This is a genomic window from Streptomyces sp. NPDC001093, assembly GCF_040298985.1.
Taxonomy (GTDB): Bacteria; Actinomycetota; Actinomycetes; order Streptomycetales; family Streptomycetaceae; genus Streptomyces.
In genome coordinates this window covers 1-16,228 of the sequence record NZ_JBEPBF010000003.1, presented here as the reverse complement: position 1 = coordinate 16,228, position 16,228 = coordinate 1, and the positions used below count along the sequence as shown (strand labels likewise).

The following is a 16,228-nucleotide window of genomic DNA, read 5'->3' as shown; positions in this document are numbered from 1 at the left end:
CAAAGAGGTGAGCGCATTGGTTGATATTCTGCGATACGGCCTCAAAGAGGCGCTGGGCCCCAGAGAAGTGCCCGACTCTGCGATTGCGCTGATCGACGACGAGGGGACGGTGGTCGGTTGGACGAACACCGCGCAGAGGCTGTTCGGTTACGCAGCCGGAGAGATGGTGGGCCGGCCAGCCTGGTTCGTGCTGCCGTTTCTCCAGAACGTACTGCACGTATGGGCGGCCAGCGAGCAGCACCATGCCCGCGGCGGCTGGTCCGGCACAGTGACGACCCATCACCGCGACGGCCACACACTCCATGTAAGCCTGCGTCTCTCGCTGTTGTGGGGGCTCGACGGGGCAGTCCACTGGCTCGTCTCGGGCACCGATATCGCCGCGCTCTCCGCGGTGGAGACCTCCGGATCGGTGCGGGAGTCGCTTCTCACCCGCACACCGATCGGCATCGTGGTTCGTGACTTGGAACTGCGCTGCGTCTGGGTCAACGACGTCATCGAACGCCAGGACAGCATCCCTCGTGGCCAGCGGCTCGGACGGCGCCTCGCGGACTCGCTGCCCGGCGCCGAATCCGAGGCGCTGGAAGCGGTGATGCGCCAGGTGCTCAGGAGCGGCAAGACCGCGGTCCATGAATACCGGGCACGGCCGCCGACGGATCGGCGCCGGGAACACGCCTTCGCGGCCTACCATTTCCGACTGAGCGACGCCGACGGCCGACCACTGGGTGTGTGCTCCATCAGCGTGGATGTCACCGGCAACCAACGGACCCGCGAGCGGCTTGCCATCCTCAGCGAGGCCAGCACCCGGATAGGCGGCACCCTGGACGTGATGCAGACCAGCCAGGAAATGGCCGACCTCGTCGTGCCCCTCCTGGCCGACTACGCCGTCGTCGACCTGGCGGAGTTCGTCCCGCTCGGCGGAGAACCTGCCGCCCGCATCGGCCCGACGGGGCAGCGCGGTCAGGCGTTGCGCCGCACCGGCCTGGCCTCGATCCATCCGGGGACTCCCGAGTCGCCCTGGACGCGTGGCGAATCCATTTTCGTCCCGCCGACCTCACCCTGGATCAGTGTGCTGGCTTCGGGCGCCTCTCACCTGGAACCCACCCTGGACACCTCTCCTGGCACGTGGGTCGACAACGACCCCGCGCGGGCGCGGACCATCCGTGAAAACGGGATGCACTCCATGATGCTTGTCCCCATCCGCGCGAGGCACACCACGCTGGGTGTGGCCTTGTTCGTCCGCACTCAGGAACCGATGCCGTTCCAGGAGGACGACCTGCTCCTCGCCGAGGAACTGGTCACCCGGGCCGCACTGTCCCTGGACAACGGTCGCCGATACACCCGCGAGCGCACAGCGGCCCTCGCGCTTCAACGCAACTTGCTTCCGCAGAGCTTGAGGGACAGCGCGGCGATCGAGGTGGCCTCGCGCTACCTGCCGGCCGATGTAGGCAACGGTGTCGGCGGCGACTGGTTCGATGTGATCCCACTGTCCGGTGCCCGGGTGGCGCTTGTCGTCGGAGATGTGGTCGGGCACGGCATCAACGCCGCAGCGACCATGGGAAGTCTCCGAACGGCCGTACGCACGCTGGCGGACATGGACTTGCCCCCCGACGAACTGCTGTCCCACCTCGATGACACGGTCCGGCGCCAGACAGATGAAGACGACGACGGGGACGGCCGCCCCGTGGTCATCGGCGCCACCTGTCTCTACACCGTCTACGATCCGGTCACCCGGCGGTGCACGACGGCGCGGGCCGGGCATCCGCCGCCCGCTGTCGTCGGCCCGCAGGGAAAGGTCACGTTCCCCGACCTCCCCACCGGAGCCCCACTCGGCGTCGGCTCGGTCCCCTTCGAGGCCGTGGAGATGGAAGTGCCCGAGGGGAGCCTGCTCGCCCTCTACACGGACGGCTTGGTCGAGACTCGCGACCGCGACATCGACGTCGGCATGCGGAAACTGGGCGCCACCCTGGCCGCCCACCCCCAACGGCCCCTGGACGATCTCTGCTCCTCGGTGATCGAGGCACTGCCGACCCAGTCACCGTCCGACGACGTCACCCTCCTCCTGGCCCGGACCCGCGCTCTCAGTCCGTGCCAGACCGTGTCTTGGGACCTGCCTCGGGACCCGGCCGTCGTACACGGTGCCCGCAACCTAGTAGCCCAGCAACTGGCCCGGTGGGAGTTGCACAGGCTGATCTCGGACACGGAGGTGATCACCAGCGAGCTGGTCACCAACGCGATCCGGCACGGCGCCGGGCCCGTTTCCCTACGTCTGATCAAGCACCGTCAGCTGACCTGCGAAGTGTCAGACGCCAGCAGGTCCTTCCCACGCCTCTGTCACACCCGCAGCACCGACGAGTACGGCCGCGGCATCCTCCTCGTCTCCCAGCTGTCGCGCAGGTGGGGCTGTCGCTGGACAACGGGCGGCAAGGTCGTCTGGGCCGAGCAAGATCTGCCCGGGCACGATGGAGAGAATCTGGCATGAACCCCGCATCCCACAGGGTGAGCAGCGCCCTAACTCATCGGGGTCGCGCCACGCTCCGTCCCGGGGACGCCGCGGTCTCCTATCGCACGCTCGACCAGGGCAGTGGCCGCATGGCCGACCCGCTCCACGACCGTGGAGTAAGTGCCGCGAGCAGATTGCTGTCCCTGACCAGTGCGGTGGTGGGCTCCTCCGGGCTGCGGTGCGGCCCGCCCGCCACGAGGGGGAAGACGGCGACGGACCGATCGGCGGTCGCGAGGCGCAGCGGCAGGTGCGGCACGGCCCGGGCGACCTCCCCGGCGCGCACGCCCGCCACCACGTTGTCCACGGCCCCTTCGTCGTCGAAGAACGCCTTCTCGTACAGCACCCGGTAGCGCACGCCCCGGGCCAGTGCCTCGAACTCCTCGGCGTTGCTGCCCGACGGCATGGCCACGTACTGGGCCTTGCAGAACCAGAGCATCTCGTCCTGCGCGCAGGTCTGGATCTGCCTCAGGTGCTGGCGCAGGGCCTCCGCCCCGGTGATGACCTCGAGCAACTGGCCGGCGTCGTGCCTGCGCATCGTGTCCTGGTAGGCCTGGATCAGACGAGTGGCCTCGAGCCTGGCCAGCTCCAGCGTGTCGGCGCTGCGCTTGAGCCGGGGAAGCAGCGCCACGTCCGGGGGAGCGGCCCGGAACAACCGGGGTGTGCCGTCCGTATGACTTGCGAGGCCTTTGAGGGCCAGTGAGTCGAGAATGCGCGCCGCGTCCGCGTCGGTCAGACCCGGGCATCGGGCCAGGTCCTCCGTGGTGGCCCGGCGGACGTGACGAGCAGCCGGTAGACGGACTCCTCCTCGTGCGAGACACCGGCGACCTCCAGCACCAACGACGCCTCCCGGTTCCTGGGCTTCAACTGTTGAATACCGGACTACATGGGAGGTGTGGCACAAGGGGCCGTCGATGCGGCCGGCCTGGACGGAACATGCCGCGACGGCGCCGCCCCGCCCCGGCGGGCCCGCGCCGGCGGCCATGAGGCAGCGGGGGCTACGCCGCCTCCACGGTGTCCATCTCGAACCACACCGTCTTCCCCCGGCCGCTCGGCGAGTTCCCCCAGGAGGAAGCCAGGGCGGACACGATCACCAGCCCCCGTCCTCCCTCCGCCTTGTCCTCGTCGGGACCGAGATCCACGAGCATGGCGGGGTGGGAGTCACTGTCCCGTACCTCCACCCGGAGATGGTCCGGGTACCTGCGCAGACACAGGTCGACGTCGCTGTCCCCGTGGACGAGCGCGTTGGTGACGACCTCCGACGCCAGCACCTCGGCGGAATCGGACAGTTCGGCCAGATGCCAGTTGTCCAGGGACGCGGTGAGGAAATGCCGGGCGCGCCGGACGCCCTGGTAGTCGTGGCGGTGCAGGTGCAGCCGTCTGATGTACTCCTTCACCTCCACCGAGGGGCCTTCGTACCGCAGCAGCAGAAGCGCGGCGTCGTCCGCCCGCGGGGTCCCCCCGACACCGGAGCCCATCAGCCGGTCACCGAGCAGTTCCAGCTCGTCCCCGGAGGCCGCGACAGCCGCTTCCAGCGTTTCCCGGGTCAGCTCGCCACCCCTGCCCGACAGCCCGTCCGTGTACAGAACCAGCAGCGTCCCCGGTTCCAGAGTGAGGACGCCGGCCTGGTACGACGGACTCGCCTCGACTCCCAGCGGGACGCCGATGTCGGCGACGGCCGCCGGATACGCGCCGTCAGCGGTTCGGATGACCGGGCGCGGATGACCGGCGCTGACGATCTGGGCCGTGCCGGTGTCGGGGTCGAGCCAGACGCAGCAGCAGGTCGCGAAGTGATCCGTCTCCAAGTCGACCATCAGGCGATTCGCGCGATACAGCACCGTGCTCGGTTCGTGGCCCTCCAGCGCATAGCTGCGTACCGCACTGCTGAGCTGCCCCATCACCACGGCTGCCGCGGTGTTGTGGCCCTCGACGTCGCCGACCACCGCGGCCACGCCGCCGGAAGGGAGCGTGATCAGGTCGTACCAGTCGCCGCCCAGCTCGATCGCGCCACTGGGCGGCTCGTACCGGCTCGTGGTCACCACACCCGCGAGCTGGGGAAGCATCCGAGGCAGCAGGGCCTGCTGCAACTTCTGCGCCAACGCGTGGCCGGCGTCGTACAGCTGGGTGCGTTCGAGTGTCTGGCCGAGCAGCGTCGACAGAGTGGGCAGGGGCGACAGGTGCGTGGCCACCGGGCGCTGCTCCGGTGCGAGCCCGATCGAGCACGTGCCCAGTGCGTGGTCGCCCGCCAGCAGCGGGAGCACGACCCACACGTATTCGTCACGGCCGTCTCCTGTCAGGCGGCCCTGCCCGGACGGCCGGCCCCGCTCTCCGGCCTCGTGGATGATCTGCTGCTTGTGCGCGATGGCCTCGGTTTCCGGGGACTTCGTGCTGACAGAGATTCCGTTGACGGCTTTCAGGTACTCCTTCGAGCAGCCCGACGCGCCCACCACATGGAGCCGATCGCCCTCGATCAGGCTGATGGCCACCGCTCGGGCGCCGAATCCGGACACCAGGCGCTCGATCGTCCGCGCCACCGCGTCCCTCGTATGCACGACCGACATCAGGGAAACGGCCAGCTTGTGCAGGTGAAAGATGAAGGGTGCGCTCCACTCTCCTTCCATCGGGGAGGCCTGGCCGGTCTCCGCAGCGGCACCGCTCTCAGGAGAGACGACCAGCGGAAGCTTCGGAGGAGACAGAGAGACACCGCGGTGGGCAAGGCGGTCCAACTCGAACGAAAGATGTCGGGCTGCTCGGCGCAGGTAGTCCGTCTCCTCCGTCGACGGCTCCTGAACGTCGCGCGGCAAGAACACCACCAGCACACCGAACCGCCGCGCTCCTGCCGCCAGCGGTGCGGCGGCCACGAGGTGCGGAGCAGCCGCGTAGACCCCGAAATCGAGATGCTGTGCCGCTATGTCGTAGGCGCGGTCCGTGCAGATCCGCCCCGTTCGATGGGCCCGGACGGAGGGAAGGGTCAGGTCGTCGAGGGGCAGACGCTCGGGTGCGATCAGGCCCAAGGGCGAGGCGACGACCACCGCGGCCGCCAACACCTGATCCCCGGGCGCCGCGAGATAGACGGAGGCGGCCGACGCGTGCAGGTCGCGCATGCAACGGCGAGCCACCGACACGAACAGGTCGTCGCGGCCCGCCGCGTCGGTTGTGGTGCCGGCGCCGGACGACGGCTGAGAAGGGGATGCCGGAGACCGCATGTCACTCGCCCCAGTGCTTCGCAACACCTTCGTTCACGGTACTACGGGCCACACTGCCGGGCCTGCCGGCGTTGGACAGAGGGTCGAGCGGTGTCCGGTCGAGTCGAGCGGTGTCCGGTCGCGCGGTGTCAGCCGAGCGGGTCGGCCGTGCTGCGCAGTGTGTCGAGGACCGAGGCGTACATGCGTGCTTGATGGTGCCGAGGTTCTCGCCGGCCTTGCTCAGCTGGGACTCGGCGATCTCCACGGCGGTGGAACGTACGGCGTCCTCGTCCACCGCCCGGTCGACGATGCCGGCGGCCGTGGCAGCCGACCCGCCGTAGCGGCGGCCGGTGACCATGGCCTCGTGCGCGGTCCCCGGCGCCAGCCGGGACCGGATCAGGGCGGCCATGCCGGGCGTGAAGGGGATGTTGATGTCGGCCTCGGGCAGACACCAGAAGCCGCGGTCGGCGCGCATGACACGGAAGTCGTATGCGAGGGAGAGCATCGCGCCGGCGGCGAAGGTGTGCCCCTGCAGGGCGGCCACAGTGATCACCGGCTGGGACAGCACGCGGGCGAGAGCTCGTGGACGGAGCCGCGGTAGCTCTGCTGCTGGTCGGCGTGGGCGGACAGCCACTCCAGGTCCAGGCCGTTGGAGAGGAACTTGCCCGTCGCGGCGGTCACCAGGGCCCGCGGCCCCTCCGCCTTCTCCACCTCTTCCAGCGCGGCGTTGACAGACGCGAGCCAGTCGGGATGGAAGCGGTTCTCACCGTCTCCGAGATCGAGCACGAAGACGTTGCCGTGGCGGTCGAGGGCGGGAATGTGCGCTCCTGGGGCTGTGCCGATGTCCCGTCCGGGTCGGACGTCGATGTATCAAGCCTGTGCGGTCGTGGCGGGGAACGGAATGATCGACTGGCTCCCATCGGTATGACCGCAGCGGTCACACCGTCGCGGGCGAGGTCTTCTTGCGGGCGCGGTACGCGGCAGCCTTGATCCTGATCGGCGGCGAACACATCGTGGAACTTGTCCGCCTTGACGTTTGCGCTGGCCTGCGTCGCGCACAGCCACCGTGAGTTCATGAGCGGGCGCACCGACTGGGCACAGACCGTGGCCGACGGCCGGGACGCCGCCGACTACCGCTCCCGGGTCACCGATTCAGAGGGCGCCTCCATGTGGCAGAGCCTGGCCTCTCCTCCCGACTACAAGTCCGGCTACTGCGTGGCCGTCTGCCCTGCCGGCGAGGACGTCCTGGGCCCGTACCTGGACGACCGCAAGACCTTCATGGACACCGTGCTGCGACCGCTCCGGGACATCGAGTTTGAATATGGAAACCGATCGGTTTACGATGAGAATGAAACCGACCGGTTTCCCGTGTCGATGATGCCCTGAACGTGATCTAGGAGCCATCGCCCACGGCAGACGGTCAGGCGCACACCGCCTGAGTCGGCCCTGCGCGCCGAGGTTTCCGAGGGGCGCCGGCCTGCGATGGCACTGTCCGGTCTCCTCTCGATATGGCTGTGCTGTCGAGACCGGAGTAAGTCATGAGTGGCATTCATCCCTTCCGCGTGCTGCGGGCCAAACCTCTGTGGGTCGCCAACGGCGTCGTCACAGGTGCACTCGCGCTGCTGTTCACCGTGTTCTACGTCGGCGCGAACATCGATCCGGTCGATCACCTGACCAAGCTGCCTGCCGGCCTGGTCAACGCCGACAAGGGAGCCGCGGTCGGCGGCAAGCAGGTCAACCTCGGGGCGCAGATCACCAACTCCATCAAGAAGTCGACCGCGGGCGGGGACAAGATCGACTGGAAGCCGATGGACGAGAAGGAAATGAAGGAGGAACTCGGCAAAGGCAAGCTTTACGGCGCGCTCGTCGTGCCCGCCGACTTCACCTCCTCCACCACCGCACTGACCCGCACCGCGCCCACCGGAACCCCGGCCCGCCCGATACTGATGGTGCTCACCAACCAGTCCGCCGGTAGCCTGGGCTCCGGCCTGGCCCGGACGGCGACGACCCAGGCGGCCGAGAACGCCTCGCACCAGGTGGGCAAGGAGCTGACCGCGCAGACCGGCGCCCAGCATGCGAAGCTGCCCGCTGCGGCACGCGTCCTGCTCGCCGACCCGGCCGCCGTCACGGTCGAGGACGGCCATCCGCTCGACTCGCACAGCGGACTGGGCATGACGGCGTTCTACTACGCGCTCACCCTGGTGGTCGTCGGCATTCTCTCCGCCAACGTCATCAGCGGGCAGGTGGACCACGCCCTCGGTTACACCCACAACGACATGGGCCCGCTGCGCCGGCACCGCCCGCTGATCCGGGTCACCCGGGTGCAGACCCTCGCCATCAGCAGCACCCTCATGGTCGGCCTCTCCCTGCTGATGGGCACCCTGGTCACCGTGGGCGCGGTCGGCATCATGGGGATGGCCGCCTCCCACCTGCCGCTGCTGTGGCTGTACTCCGTGTGCGCCATCGCGGTGTCCGGGATCGGCGCGCTCACCCTCCTCGCCGTCTTCGGCACGCCCGGCATGCTGGTGGTGACGCTGGTCTTCATCGGGATGGCGGTGCCAACGGCCGGCGCCACCACCCCCATCGAGGCGCTGCCCGGCTTCTACCGCTTCCTGGCAGAGTTCGAACCGCTGCGGCAGATCACCGGCGGCGTCCGCTCGATCCTCTACTACGACGCCCAGGCCGACGCCGGTCTGACCCGGGGCTGGGTGATGATGGCCGCCGGCCTCATGGCAGCCGCGCTGTTCGGCTTCAGCGTGACGGGCTGGTACGACCGCAGGGGGCTGCACCGCATCCCCGCCGCAACGAAGCCCGAGAAGACCGCCGCCCTGGCGTAGCGGAACTCCAACCCACCCCCGGACGGGGCCACGGTGCGGAGTGGCCCCGGTGTGCGTCACCCTGCGGGACGGCAGGCGCGCACACCATCAGCCTCTGTACGGCCTTCGGGTGTCCACTACGTCGCGTAGGCAGCGCCAGCCGTCCCCGCCAACCCGGAAACCGATCGGTTTATATTTCACCCGACTCGAGTTAACCTCACACTATGAGCACAGAAGTAAAGGCAAGTCCCCGAGAGCGACTCCTGGAAGCGGCGGCCACACTCACCTACCGAGACGGCGTCAGCGTCGGCATCGAGGCGCTGTGCAAGGCAGCGGGGGTGTCGAAACGCTCCATGTACCAGCTGTTCGAGAGCAAGGACGAGCTGCTGGCAGCGAGCCTGGAGGAACGGGCTTCCGCCTTCGTGGCGACACTCCTGCCCGCGGCGGACGATGGCCGTTCACCCCGCGAGCGGATCCTGCACGTCTTCGAGCAGGTGGAACTGCAGGCGGGTGCGCCCGAGTTCCGGGGCTGCCGGTATCTGGCGGTGCAGATCGAGCTCAAGGACCGGAGTCACCCTGCGAGCCGGGTGGCCCACCGGGTCAAGGGAAACCTGAGGGCCTTCTTCCGGGCCGAGGCCGACCAGGGCGGTGCGAGCGATCCGGACCTGCTGGCCCGGCAGCTCAGCCTGGTCTTCGACGGCGCCAGCGCCCGCGCGGGGATCGGAGCCGACAACCTCACCGGACTCATCGCCCCCACGGTGGCCACCCTGCTCGATGCGGCAGGCGTGCGCTGACGCACCACCTTTTCGAGCAGGCGCGGCGGCCGATGCGCAGGGCTGACGCCGGTCTCCGTCAATCCGAGCAACTGTGACGGATTACGGCTTTGCTTCCCGGCGGTCGAGGGGAAGCCCGATGACCGTGAGGGTATTGATCAGCATGCCGTGCGCGAGGAAGGCCGTGGCTTCCTCGGCATCTGCGCCCAGCGGCAGGCGCACGGTTTCCCAGCCTGATCCAGCCGGCCCGGACGAGTTCACCGATCTGGTCATCACCCCGTGCCTCGGCGGCTGCCACGAGGGCGTATCCCTGCATCTGCATCAGCAGCGTTTCCGGGTGCTCGGAGATCAGTGGCGCGTAGGCGTTCGCCATGGCCTGGAGGGCCTGCTCGCTGCCCTCCACCCCTTCGGCGGCGCACTCGAAAGCCAGCCGGGTGTCTTCCATACTCCGCGTCAAGGCGGCGGCGAAGATCGCCCGCTTGCCCGGAAAGAGCCGGAAGAGGTACGGCTGCGCGACACCGGCGCGCTTGGCGATCGACTCGGTGGAGGTGCCGTAGTAGCCCCTGAGGGCGAACTCGGCGACGGCTGCGCGGATGACACTCTGACGTCTCTCCTGCGCGCTGATCCTGCCCATGCCGCCATTCCTGTCTCGCGCCGGTCGGGGGTGCTCCCTGGACTTGCAGCCGGAAACCGATCGGTTTACAGTTGTAGAAACCGATCGGTTTCTCAGTGAGTCGGTAATCCATGATGAGTACACATGCAGCAGGGTGCCGATCGCGGTGCTGAGCTTGTCGAGGGTTTCGGCGAAGACGTCCACACCGGAAGCGAACGCGGCACGTAGGGCGTCCGCCGTGCGTGCCTCCCTGCTTGGCGGCCAGGTAGTCGATGAACCGGTCCGTCCACAGGCGCATCGCCCGGTCCGGCGGGAAGCCGGCCAGCAATTCGGCGTCGTTGTCGCAGACCCCGTGCCAGCATGTTGCGGTCCGGGGGAGGGGCTGGGCCACCGGCGGGGCGGGCTCGGCGGGAGGCTTTGGCCCGGGGCAGTAGCGGGCCCAGGCGTCGAACAACTGGTTGCGGGTGAAGCCCTTGGCCCGAACACCGTCGAGGAAGCGGCGGTTGGCCAAGCGATGCCGTAGTCCGTCAGCGGCAGCCGCGGGCCGCGCGAGGTCAGGCCGTTGGCGTCGTACTCCGCCCACGGCGGCTTCGTGTCCCCGTTGAGGCTCCAGCGGGCCGCTCGTCCGCAGCGTTGCCGGATCGCCGACAGCGGCGAAGGCCCGGCGGACGTCGGTGAGGATGCGGGTGCACGGACAGCACGCGGCATGCATAGGAGCCGATGCCAGAGAGATTAGTGACAAACATGGAGGAAAGGCTGTGAAATCCCCGGCCGATCTTCCGTACCCTCATTCCGTGACGATGAAGGCTCCGGGCTGGCTGCTGCTCGGCACCGCGGGCTCTGCGCTGGTCGCGGCCGGCAGCTGGGGAGCCGGTGCGCTGCCACTGGGGGTTCCTGACGGCGTGTGGGGACAGCCCGGCCAGGTGGAGATGCTGGTGGGCTTCGTCCTCTCGTACGCCGGCCTGGTGCTGCTGGTGACCGGGTGGTGGTGGCTGGGCCGCCTCCTGCTCGACGGGGCCGTGGTGACCCGCAGGCAACAGTGGACCGCCCTCCTGTGCTGGTCACTGCCGCTGCTTCCGTGCCCGCTGCTCTTCAGCAGTGACGCCTACAGCTATGTCGCCGAGGGGGCGCTGGCGGCGCGCGGGTGGGACGCGTACCAGCTGGGCCCGGGTGCGCTGGGCGGGGCGCTGTCGGCCAATGTGCCCGGGATGTGGCATGACACCCCAGCTCCGTACGGGCCGGTTTTCCTTGCCGCCGCACGCGCCGTGGTGACCGTGACGGGCGAGGGCCACGTGGTGGCGGCGACGTTGGGGATGCGGCTGCTGGCGATGGTCGGACTGGCAGCGGCGGTCGTGGCGGTGCTGCGGCTGGCGGCCGACATCGGCGGGACGGGGGCACGCGAAGCGGCGGGGGCGCTATGGGCCACTGCCCTCAGCCCGCTGGTGCTGTTGCACATGGTGGGGGGTGCGCACAACGACGCGCTGATACTGGGCGCGATGATGACGGGGCTCGTGGCGTTCCGCCGGGACCGGTGGGTCGCGGGCGCCGTCCTGCTGACCACGGCGGCGCTGATCAAGGCGCCGGCCGGGGCGGCCCTGCTGTGTGCCGCAGTGGCGGCGGTGGCGGGCCGGACCGGCTGGGTGCGCCGGGCTCGGCTGGCGGCCGGGATCCTCGTGGTGGCCGCTGGTGCAGGTCTGCTGGAAGGGCTCCTGTGCGGACAGGGCTTCGGATGGGTGCGTACACTCGGCACCCCTGCCTCCGTGCGGACGTTGCTCTCGCCGAGCACGGACGTGGGCACGCTTCTGGAGTGGCTGGCTTCGGCGGCTGGCTGGCGGGCCTGGACGGGGACTCTGATGGTTGCCGCTCGGGCGGCGGCTCTGCTGGCCGGTGCGGCTGCCGTCGTCTACTGGGCGCTGCGAGCCCCTCGCAGGGGAGCCGAGTATGCCGCGGGCATGGCACTGCTGACGGTCGTGGTGTGCGCGCCGGTGGTACAGGTGTGGTACCTGCTGTGGGGTCTCGTGCCGCTGGCTGCGGTGGCATGGCGAATGCTGGGGCACCCCGTCGCCAAGGCCGCAACCACGGCGACGTTCCTGGTCGTGATGCCGATCGGAGTGGGCCCCACGTGGCCGTCCGCGCTCGCCGCCGTCACAGGCGGGCTGGCGGCTCTGACGGGTCTCGCGTGGTGGTGGCTGCTGCGGGGCGGCGGGCGCGCCGCCCTTCGCAGAGCAGGAAGAATGCCCCGGCGAGACAGCCCAGAAGGATCTCCAGCAGATAGGTGAAGGCGGTGTACAACAGCATGCTCGAGGCCACGGCGGCGGGCGCCCCGCCGAGGGCGACGAGGGCGAACGCGGCGGCGCTCTCGGTGACCCCGATGCCGCCGGGCGTGATGCCGATCTGGGTGAGCAGCCTGCTGGCCGCGAAGACCGCCACTGCCGGCCCGAGTCCTGTACCGGCACCGGTCACCCTCAGGCAAGTGAGGAAGAGCAGACCTTGCGCGGCCACCGTGCCTGCCATCCCGCCCACCAGGCGCCGCCACGACCGCAGCCACACGGAATGGCAGTCATGGCGGCATCTCCCTGCGAGCCTGCGCATCCGCACTACGACTCCGGGCGCGGGTCCCCGGAACAGCCGTGTCCCGGCGTGGCGCCTGACGGCCCGTCGGAGCGGCCCCCGGAGCAGCCAGAGGCCGCCGCAGGCCAGGCACGCGACCAGCAGCGCGGCGCCGGTGCCGACGGCCCAGCCGGTGCCCGGTGAGGAAAGCCCGGCCAGCACCACCATCCCGGCGATGGAGAGCACCAGCCGGGTCAGGACGTTGCAGACCCCGGTCACGACGATGGACGCGGCCACTGCCCGCGGCGGGTGCCCCCATCGACGCGTCATGGAGTAAGTGACGGCCACTCCGGCCGCGCCCCCAGCGGGCAGGACGTTGCTGACGGCGCTCCCTGTGCAGTTCAGCACCAGCGCCCGGGAGCGGGTCAGGCCGGGCAGCGAGGCGCTGAGGACGTACGTGTAGGCCCACAAGCCCATGCCCGCCAGGGTGGCTAGGATCGCGAGGTGAAAGCCGTCGACCTGCCCGAGGCCGGCCCTGACCGCCGACCACTGTGTGCCCGCGGCCCGCGGCACCGCGAGCACCAGCAGCGCGATCCCCGCAGCCGCCGAGGCGAGGCCCAGCAGCCGCGGCACGAAGAGCCGACGGGGCCTCACCATGCCCGGCACTCATAGCCGTTGAAGGCCGCCAGGGGATGGCTCAGGCGGGTGCCTGGTGGGAGACCCCGCTGGATGTACCACTCCGTGCCCAGTACCTGGCGGAACACCGGAGCGGGCAGACGGTGCAGCGCTGCCAGGGTCCGCACGGAGTCGCCGCCGCCCGCCTGGCTCACGTGCGCGGCCATGCTGGCGCGTTTGGCGACCCAGTGGTGCGCGACCCGCACCCGGTGCGTGATCTGCGCACGAGGTGCGTAGGCGCGGTGGAAGGAGTCGCGATCGAAGCCGGGTGGGAGGCGGCGGGCCCAGGAGGCCCAGCGGAGTCCGCGCAGCAGCAGGTCGCGGTCGACGGTCGCCTCCAGCACCACGGGGGTCCCGGCGAGGCGGGCCGCCCGGTAACCGACCCGATGGACCTGCACATGGTCCGGGTGTCCGTATCCGCCGGCCGGGTCGTAGACCGTCAGGACGGCGGCGCGCTCGGAGGCCAGCAGGTCCGCGAGGCACCCTGCCGCTTCGTCGGCGTCCGCCGCGGCGAACGACCCCTCGGGGGGCGGGGACGTGTGCCCGGAGTCGCGGTAGCCGAGGAAGGCGACCCGGGCACAGCCCAGGAGACGTGCCGAGGCACGGGCCTCCGCGCGGCGCAGGCCGCCCAGTCCCCGGGCCAGGTACTCCGGTGCCGCGAGGCCCCCCTCCCCTGAGGTCGCCAGCACGAGCACCACCCGGTGGCCCTCGGAGGCCAGCGTCGCCATCGTTCCGGCGGTCAGCAGCGCCTCGTCGTCCGGATGGGCGTGAAAGAACACACACGTATGAGTCATCACCAGGCGCTCTCCCACCGAAAGATTTCGGCACATCGGAATATCCCAGGCATGATTCTCCACATTTCGGACTGCTTTGCGCCGCGCACTGGTGGGATCGAGAGCCAGGTCATCGCCTTGGCGGAAGCGCAGTACCGGTCCGGGCAGGACGTTGCGGTGACGACCGCCACTCCAGCCGTCGGCCACAGCCAGGGTTCGTGGCCGTACCCCGTGCACAGGATCACCGCACGCATCCCCTATCAGCTGCCCGTCCATCCGAGGGCGGGGCGGGAGCTGGACCGGCTGCTCACCGGCCTCGCGCCGCGCGTTGTCCACGTGCACGTGGGTGCGGTGTCGCTGTTCGCCTGGTCGGCGCTGGCATGCGTCCGACGCCTGCAGATCCCGGCAGTGGTGACGGTGCACAGCACCTGGGGCTCCGTGGTGCGCACTCTCTACCGCTGCCTGGGGCGGCCGGCCTACGGGCTGTCCGCCCCGGTCGCCGTGACGGCCGTCAGCCGGTCGGCCGCAGGGCTGATCGGCAAGGCCCTGCCGCACCTGACGCCGCTGGTGGTTCCCAACGGCATCGATCCCGTCCTGTGGCGCGGCCCGGCACGAAACGGCCGCGACGACCGCCGCGTCCACGTCGTCTCCGTCGGCCGCCTCGTCCCTCGCAAGCAGCCGATGGAGCTGCTGGCGGCTCTGCGGTCGGCGCAGTCGCGGCTGGCGACCCGCAACGTGGCGTTGCGCGCCACGGTCGCCGGGGACGGGCAGTGCATGGCAGCCATGCGCCGCTACGTGCACCGGCACGACATGGCCGGTTGGGTCCGTCTCGCGGGCCGGATCGACGCGAGCGAGGTGCGGCGGCTGCTGTCCGAGGCAGACCTGTTCGTCAATGCCTCAAACCACGAGGCGTTCGGCATCGCCGCCCTGGAGGCTCGTACCAGCGGGGTGCCGGTCCTGGCGCGCGCCCATACGGGCGTCGCTGACTTCGTCCGGCACAACCGCGAAGGGGCGCTGTGCCGCCCGTCGACGTTCGCGCTCTGCGACGAGCTTGTCTGGCTGGCCCGAACTCCTGGAGCCCGGCGCCGCATGGCGGACCACAACCGCGAGACCCCGCCGACACCCTGCACCTGGCCCGTGGTCACCGACACCTTCGCCCACTGCTACGACGCGGTCGCCCGCTGACGACCGCTGCGGGATGCGGCGGGGAACGCCAGAGCCGCCAAGGTGAGGAGGGCGCAGAACGCGCAAGAAACGCGGCTCGCGCGGCGGCAGGCCGCCGAAGTTCGACCCGCAGGACTACAAGGCTCGGCACGCGGTCGAGTGCGGCATCAATCGCCTCAAGAGGCACCGGGCCGTGGCCACGAGGTACGACAAGCTCGCGGTCCGCTACGAGGCCACTGTCCTCATCGCCGCAATCAACGAATGGTTGTGAACGCCCTGTTGTGAAGACGCATCGGCTACGTCGACGCGAAGCGTTCTGCTGTCAGCCAAGACTGTCGCGCCTCCGAAGGCATGGGCGACAGGATCGTCACATACAGCCGATCTTCGTTCTCGTGCACAGTCCGTCCGTAGGTCCCGCGACCTGGCACCCTGTGGCCGAACACTTGACGGCGGCGGGATACCAGGTGCGGGTGCCGTCCCTGCTGCACGTAGGCGCCGTTGCTCCGCCCTTCTGGCCCCGCATCGTCGACGCCGTCCGCGACGATCTGCGGCAGGTTCCGGCCGGCAACCCCGTCACATTGGTGGCACACAGCAACGCAGGCTTGTTCCTCCCGACCATCCGCTCGGGCATCGACCATCCGGTGACCAGCTCGATCTTCGTCGATGCCGCGCTGCCGGCCCGGACCGGACCGACCTCCGTCGCCACACCCAAACTGCTCGATTTCCTACGCCCGATGGCTGTGAACGGCAGGCTCCCGCGCTGGACCGACTGGTGGGACGAAGCAGACGTCGCACCCATGTTCTCCGATCCGCTGGTGCGGCAGACAGTCGTTGAGGAGCAACCCACCCTGCCACTGTCCTACTACGAGCAGCACATCCCAGTCCCCGACGGCTGGGACGACCATCCCTGCTCCTACTTGCTGTTCGGTCTTCCGTATGACGACCTTGCCGCCGAGGCGCGCGAACGCGGCTGGGCCGTGGCACACCTGCCCGGCGCACACCTCCATCAGATCATCGATCCTGCTGGCACCGCCCAGCACCTCGTCGAACTCGCCACCACGACTTGATCCACTTCCGATACACGCCCTAGCTTGAGCTTTAACCTCCGACGTCGAATGGTGCGTCGAACTTGATCACTCGGTCTGGTATCCGCCGTACGTGAAGGCGGCCTTCGCCTGAACA

Annotated in this window: 9 protein-coding genes and 6 pseudogenes; 8 read left to right on the top strand and 7 right to left on the bottom strand. The window is 69.7% G+C overall.

Annotation, left to right across the window (positions count from 1 at the left end):
* Nucleotides 1–16: 16 nt before the first annotated feature.
* Nucleotides 17–2,479, top strand: a complete 2,463-nt coding sequence (locus ABT288_RS02530; RefSeq protein WP_351601873.1) for a SpoIIE family protein phosphatase — start codon at nt 17–19, stop codon at nt 2,477–2,479.
* Between the two features lie 139 nt (nt 2,480–2,618).
* Here ABT288_RS02530 and ABT288_RS02525 read toward each other — a convergent pair.
* The 3 genes and pseudogenes from ABT288_RS02525 to ABT288_RS02515 all read right to left on the bottom strand — a co-directional run.
* Nucleotides 2,619–3,337: pseudogene (locus ABT288_RS02525) on the bottom strand (TrmB family transcriptional regulator); the annotation flags it as partial.
* Between the two features lie 158 nt (nt 3,338–3,495).
* Complete coding sequence (locus ABT288_RS02520) at nt 3,496–5,703, bottom strand: SpoIIE family protein phosphatase (protein ID WP_351601871.1); 2,208 nt, start codon at nt 5,701–5,703, stop codon at nt 3,496–3,498.
* Between the two features lie 128 nt (nt 5,704–5,831).
* Nucleotides 5,832–6,501: pseudogene (locus ABT288_RS02515) on the bottom strand (enoyl-CoA hydratase-related protein).
* Nucleotides 6,502–6,756: 255 nt separating this feature from the next.
* Here ABT288_RS02515 and ABT288_RS02510 point away from each other — a divergent pair.
* The 3 genes from ABT288_RS02510 (at nt 6,757) to ABT288_RS02500 (ending at nt 9,292) form a co-directional block, all read left to right on the top strand.
* Nucleotides 6,757–7,068: a hypothetical protein gene (locus tag ABT288_RS02510; RefSeq protein WP_502972715.1), complete on the top strand. Its 312-nt coding sequence runs from the start codon at nt 6,757–6,759 to the stop codon at nt 7,066–7,068.
* 152 nt (nt 7,069–7,220) lie between these two features.
* Nucleotides 7,221–8,519 carry an SNG1 family protein gene (locus ABT288_RS02505; protein ID WP_351601868.1) on the top strand — a complete coding sequence of 433 codons (1,299 nt, stop codon included), beginning with the start codon at nt 7,221–7,223 and terminating at the stop codon, nt 8,517–8,519.
* A gap of 203 nt (nt 8,520–8,722) precedes the next feature.
* Entirely contained in the window at nt 8,723–9,292 is a 570-nt protein-coding gene (locus ABT288_RS02500; protein ID WP_351601865.1) for a TetR/AcrR family transcriptional regulator, read from the top strand.
* Nucleotides 9,293–9,373: 81 nt separating this feature from the next.
* Here ABT288_RS02500 and ABT288_RS02495 read toward each other — a convergent pair.
* Both ABT288_RS02495 and ABT288_RS50070 read right to left on the bottom strand, forming a co-directional pair.
* Nucleotides 9,374–9,905: pseudogene (locus ABT288_RS02495) on the bottom strand (TetR/AcrR family transcriptional regulator).
* A 421-nt stretch (nt 9,906–10,326) separates the two neighbouring features.
* Nucleotides 10,327–10,596, bottom strand: a pseudogene (locus ABT288_RS50070) (DUF3631 domain-containing protein); the annotation flags it as partial.
* On the opposite strand from ABT288_RS50070, the pseudogene mptB reads away from it, so the two are divergent.
* Nucleotides 10,565–12,019 (top strand): annotated as a pseudogene (gene mptB / locus ABT288_RS02490) (polyprenol phosphomannose-dependent alpha 1,6 mannosyltransferase MptB); the annotation flags it as partial. The pseudogenes ABT288_RS50070 and mptB sit on opposite strands and share 32 nt — an antisense overlap.
* A gap of 10 nt (nt 12,020–12,029) precedes the next feature.
* Here the strand turns inward: mptB and ABT288_RS02485 are convergent.
* Nucleotides 12,030–13,091, bottom strand: a complete 1,062-nt coding sequence (locus tag ABT288_RS02485) for a lysylphosphatidylglycerol synthase transmembrane domain-containing protein (protein WP_351601862.1) — start codon at nt 13,089–13,091, stop codon at nt 12,030–12,032.
* Nucleotides 13,085–13,888: a PIG-L family deacetylase gene (locus ABT288_RS02480; protein WP_351601859.1), complete on the bottom strand. Its 804-nt coding sequence runs from the start codon at nt 13,886–13,888 to the stop codon at nt 13,085–13,087. Before ABT288_RS02480 ends, ABT288_RS02485 begins: the two co-directional genes overlap by 7 nt.
* Here ABT288_RS02480 and ABT288_RS02475 point away from each other — a divergent pair.
* The 3 genes and pseudogenes from ABT288_RS02475 to ABT288_RS02465 all read left to right on the top strand — a co-directional run bounded on the left by ABT288_RS02475 (nt 13,871) and on the right by ABT288_RS02465 (nt 16,113).
* The gene (locus ABT288_RS02475; protein ID WP_351601856.1) at nt 13,871–15,067 is read left to right on the top strand and encodes a glycosyltransferase family 4 protein; all 1,197 of its coding nucleotides are present in this window, start codon (nt 13,871–13,873) and stop codon (nt 15,065–15,067) included. The genes ABT288_RS02480 and ABT288_RS02475 overlap by 18 nt on opposite strands.
* A gap of 55 nt (nt 15,068–15,122) precedes the next feature.
* Nucleotides 15,123–15,317 (top strand): annotated as a pseudogene (locus ABT288_RS02470) (IS5 family transposase); the annotation flags it as partial.
* Nucleotides 15,318–15,516: 199 nt separating this feature from the next.
* Nucleotides 15,517–16,113 (top strand): alpha/beta hydrolase, encoded by a 597-nt coding sequence (locus tag ABT288_RS02465; protein WP_351601853.1) that lies wholly within the window; start codon nt 15,517–15,519, stop codon nt 16,111–16,113.
* The last annotated feature ends 115 nt before the right edge of the window (nt 16,114–16,228 follow it).

Bases quoted from the DNA above. Each gene is read 5' to 3' on its own strand.
- ABT288_RS02520 (WP_351601871.1), bottom strand. From the start codon at position 5,703: ATGCGGTCTCCGGCATCCCCTTCTCAGCCGTCGTCCGGCGCCGGCACC.
- ABT288_RS02510 (WP_502972715.1), top strand. From the start codon at position 6,757: ATGAGCGGGCGCACCGACTGGGCACAGACCGTGGCCGACGGCCGGGAC.
- ABT288_RS02500 (WP_351601865.1), top strand. From the start codon at position 8,723: ATGAGCACAGAAGTAAAGGCAAGTCCCCGAGAGCGACTCCTGGAAGCG.
- ABT288_RS02505 (WP_351601868.1), top strand. From the start codon at position 7,221: ATGAGTGGCATTCATCCCTTCCGCGTGCTGCGGGCCAAACCTCTGTGG.
- ABT288_RS02485 (WP_351601862.1), bottom strand. From the start codon at position 13,091: ATGGTGAGGCCCCGTCGGCTCTTCGTGCCGCGGCTGCTGGGCCTCGCC.
- ABT288_RS02475 (WP_351601856.1), top strand. From the start codon at position 13,871: ATGGGCGTGAAAGAACACACACGTATGAGTCATCACCAGGCGCTCTCC.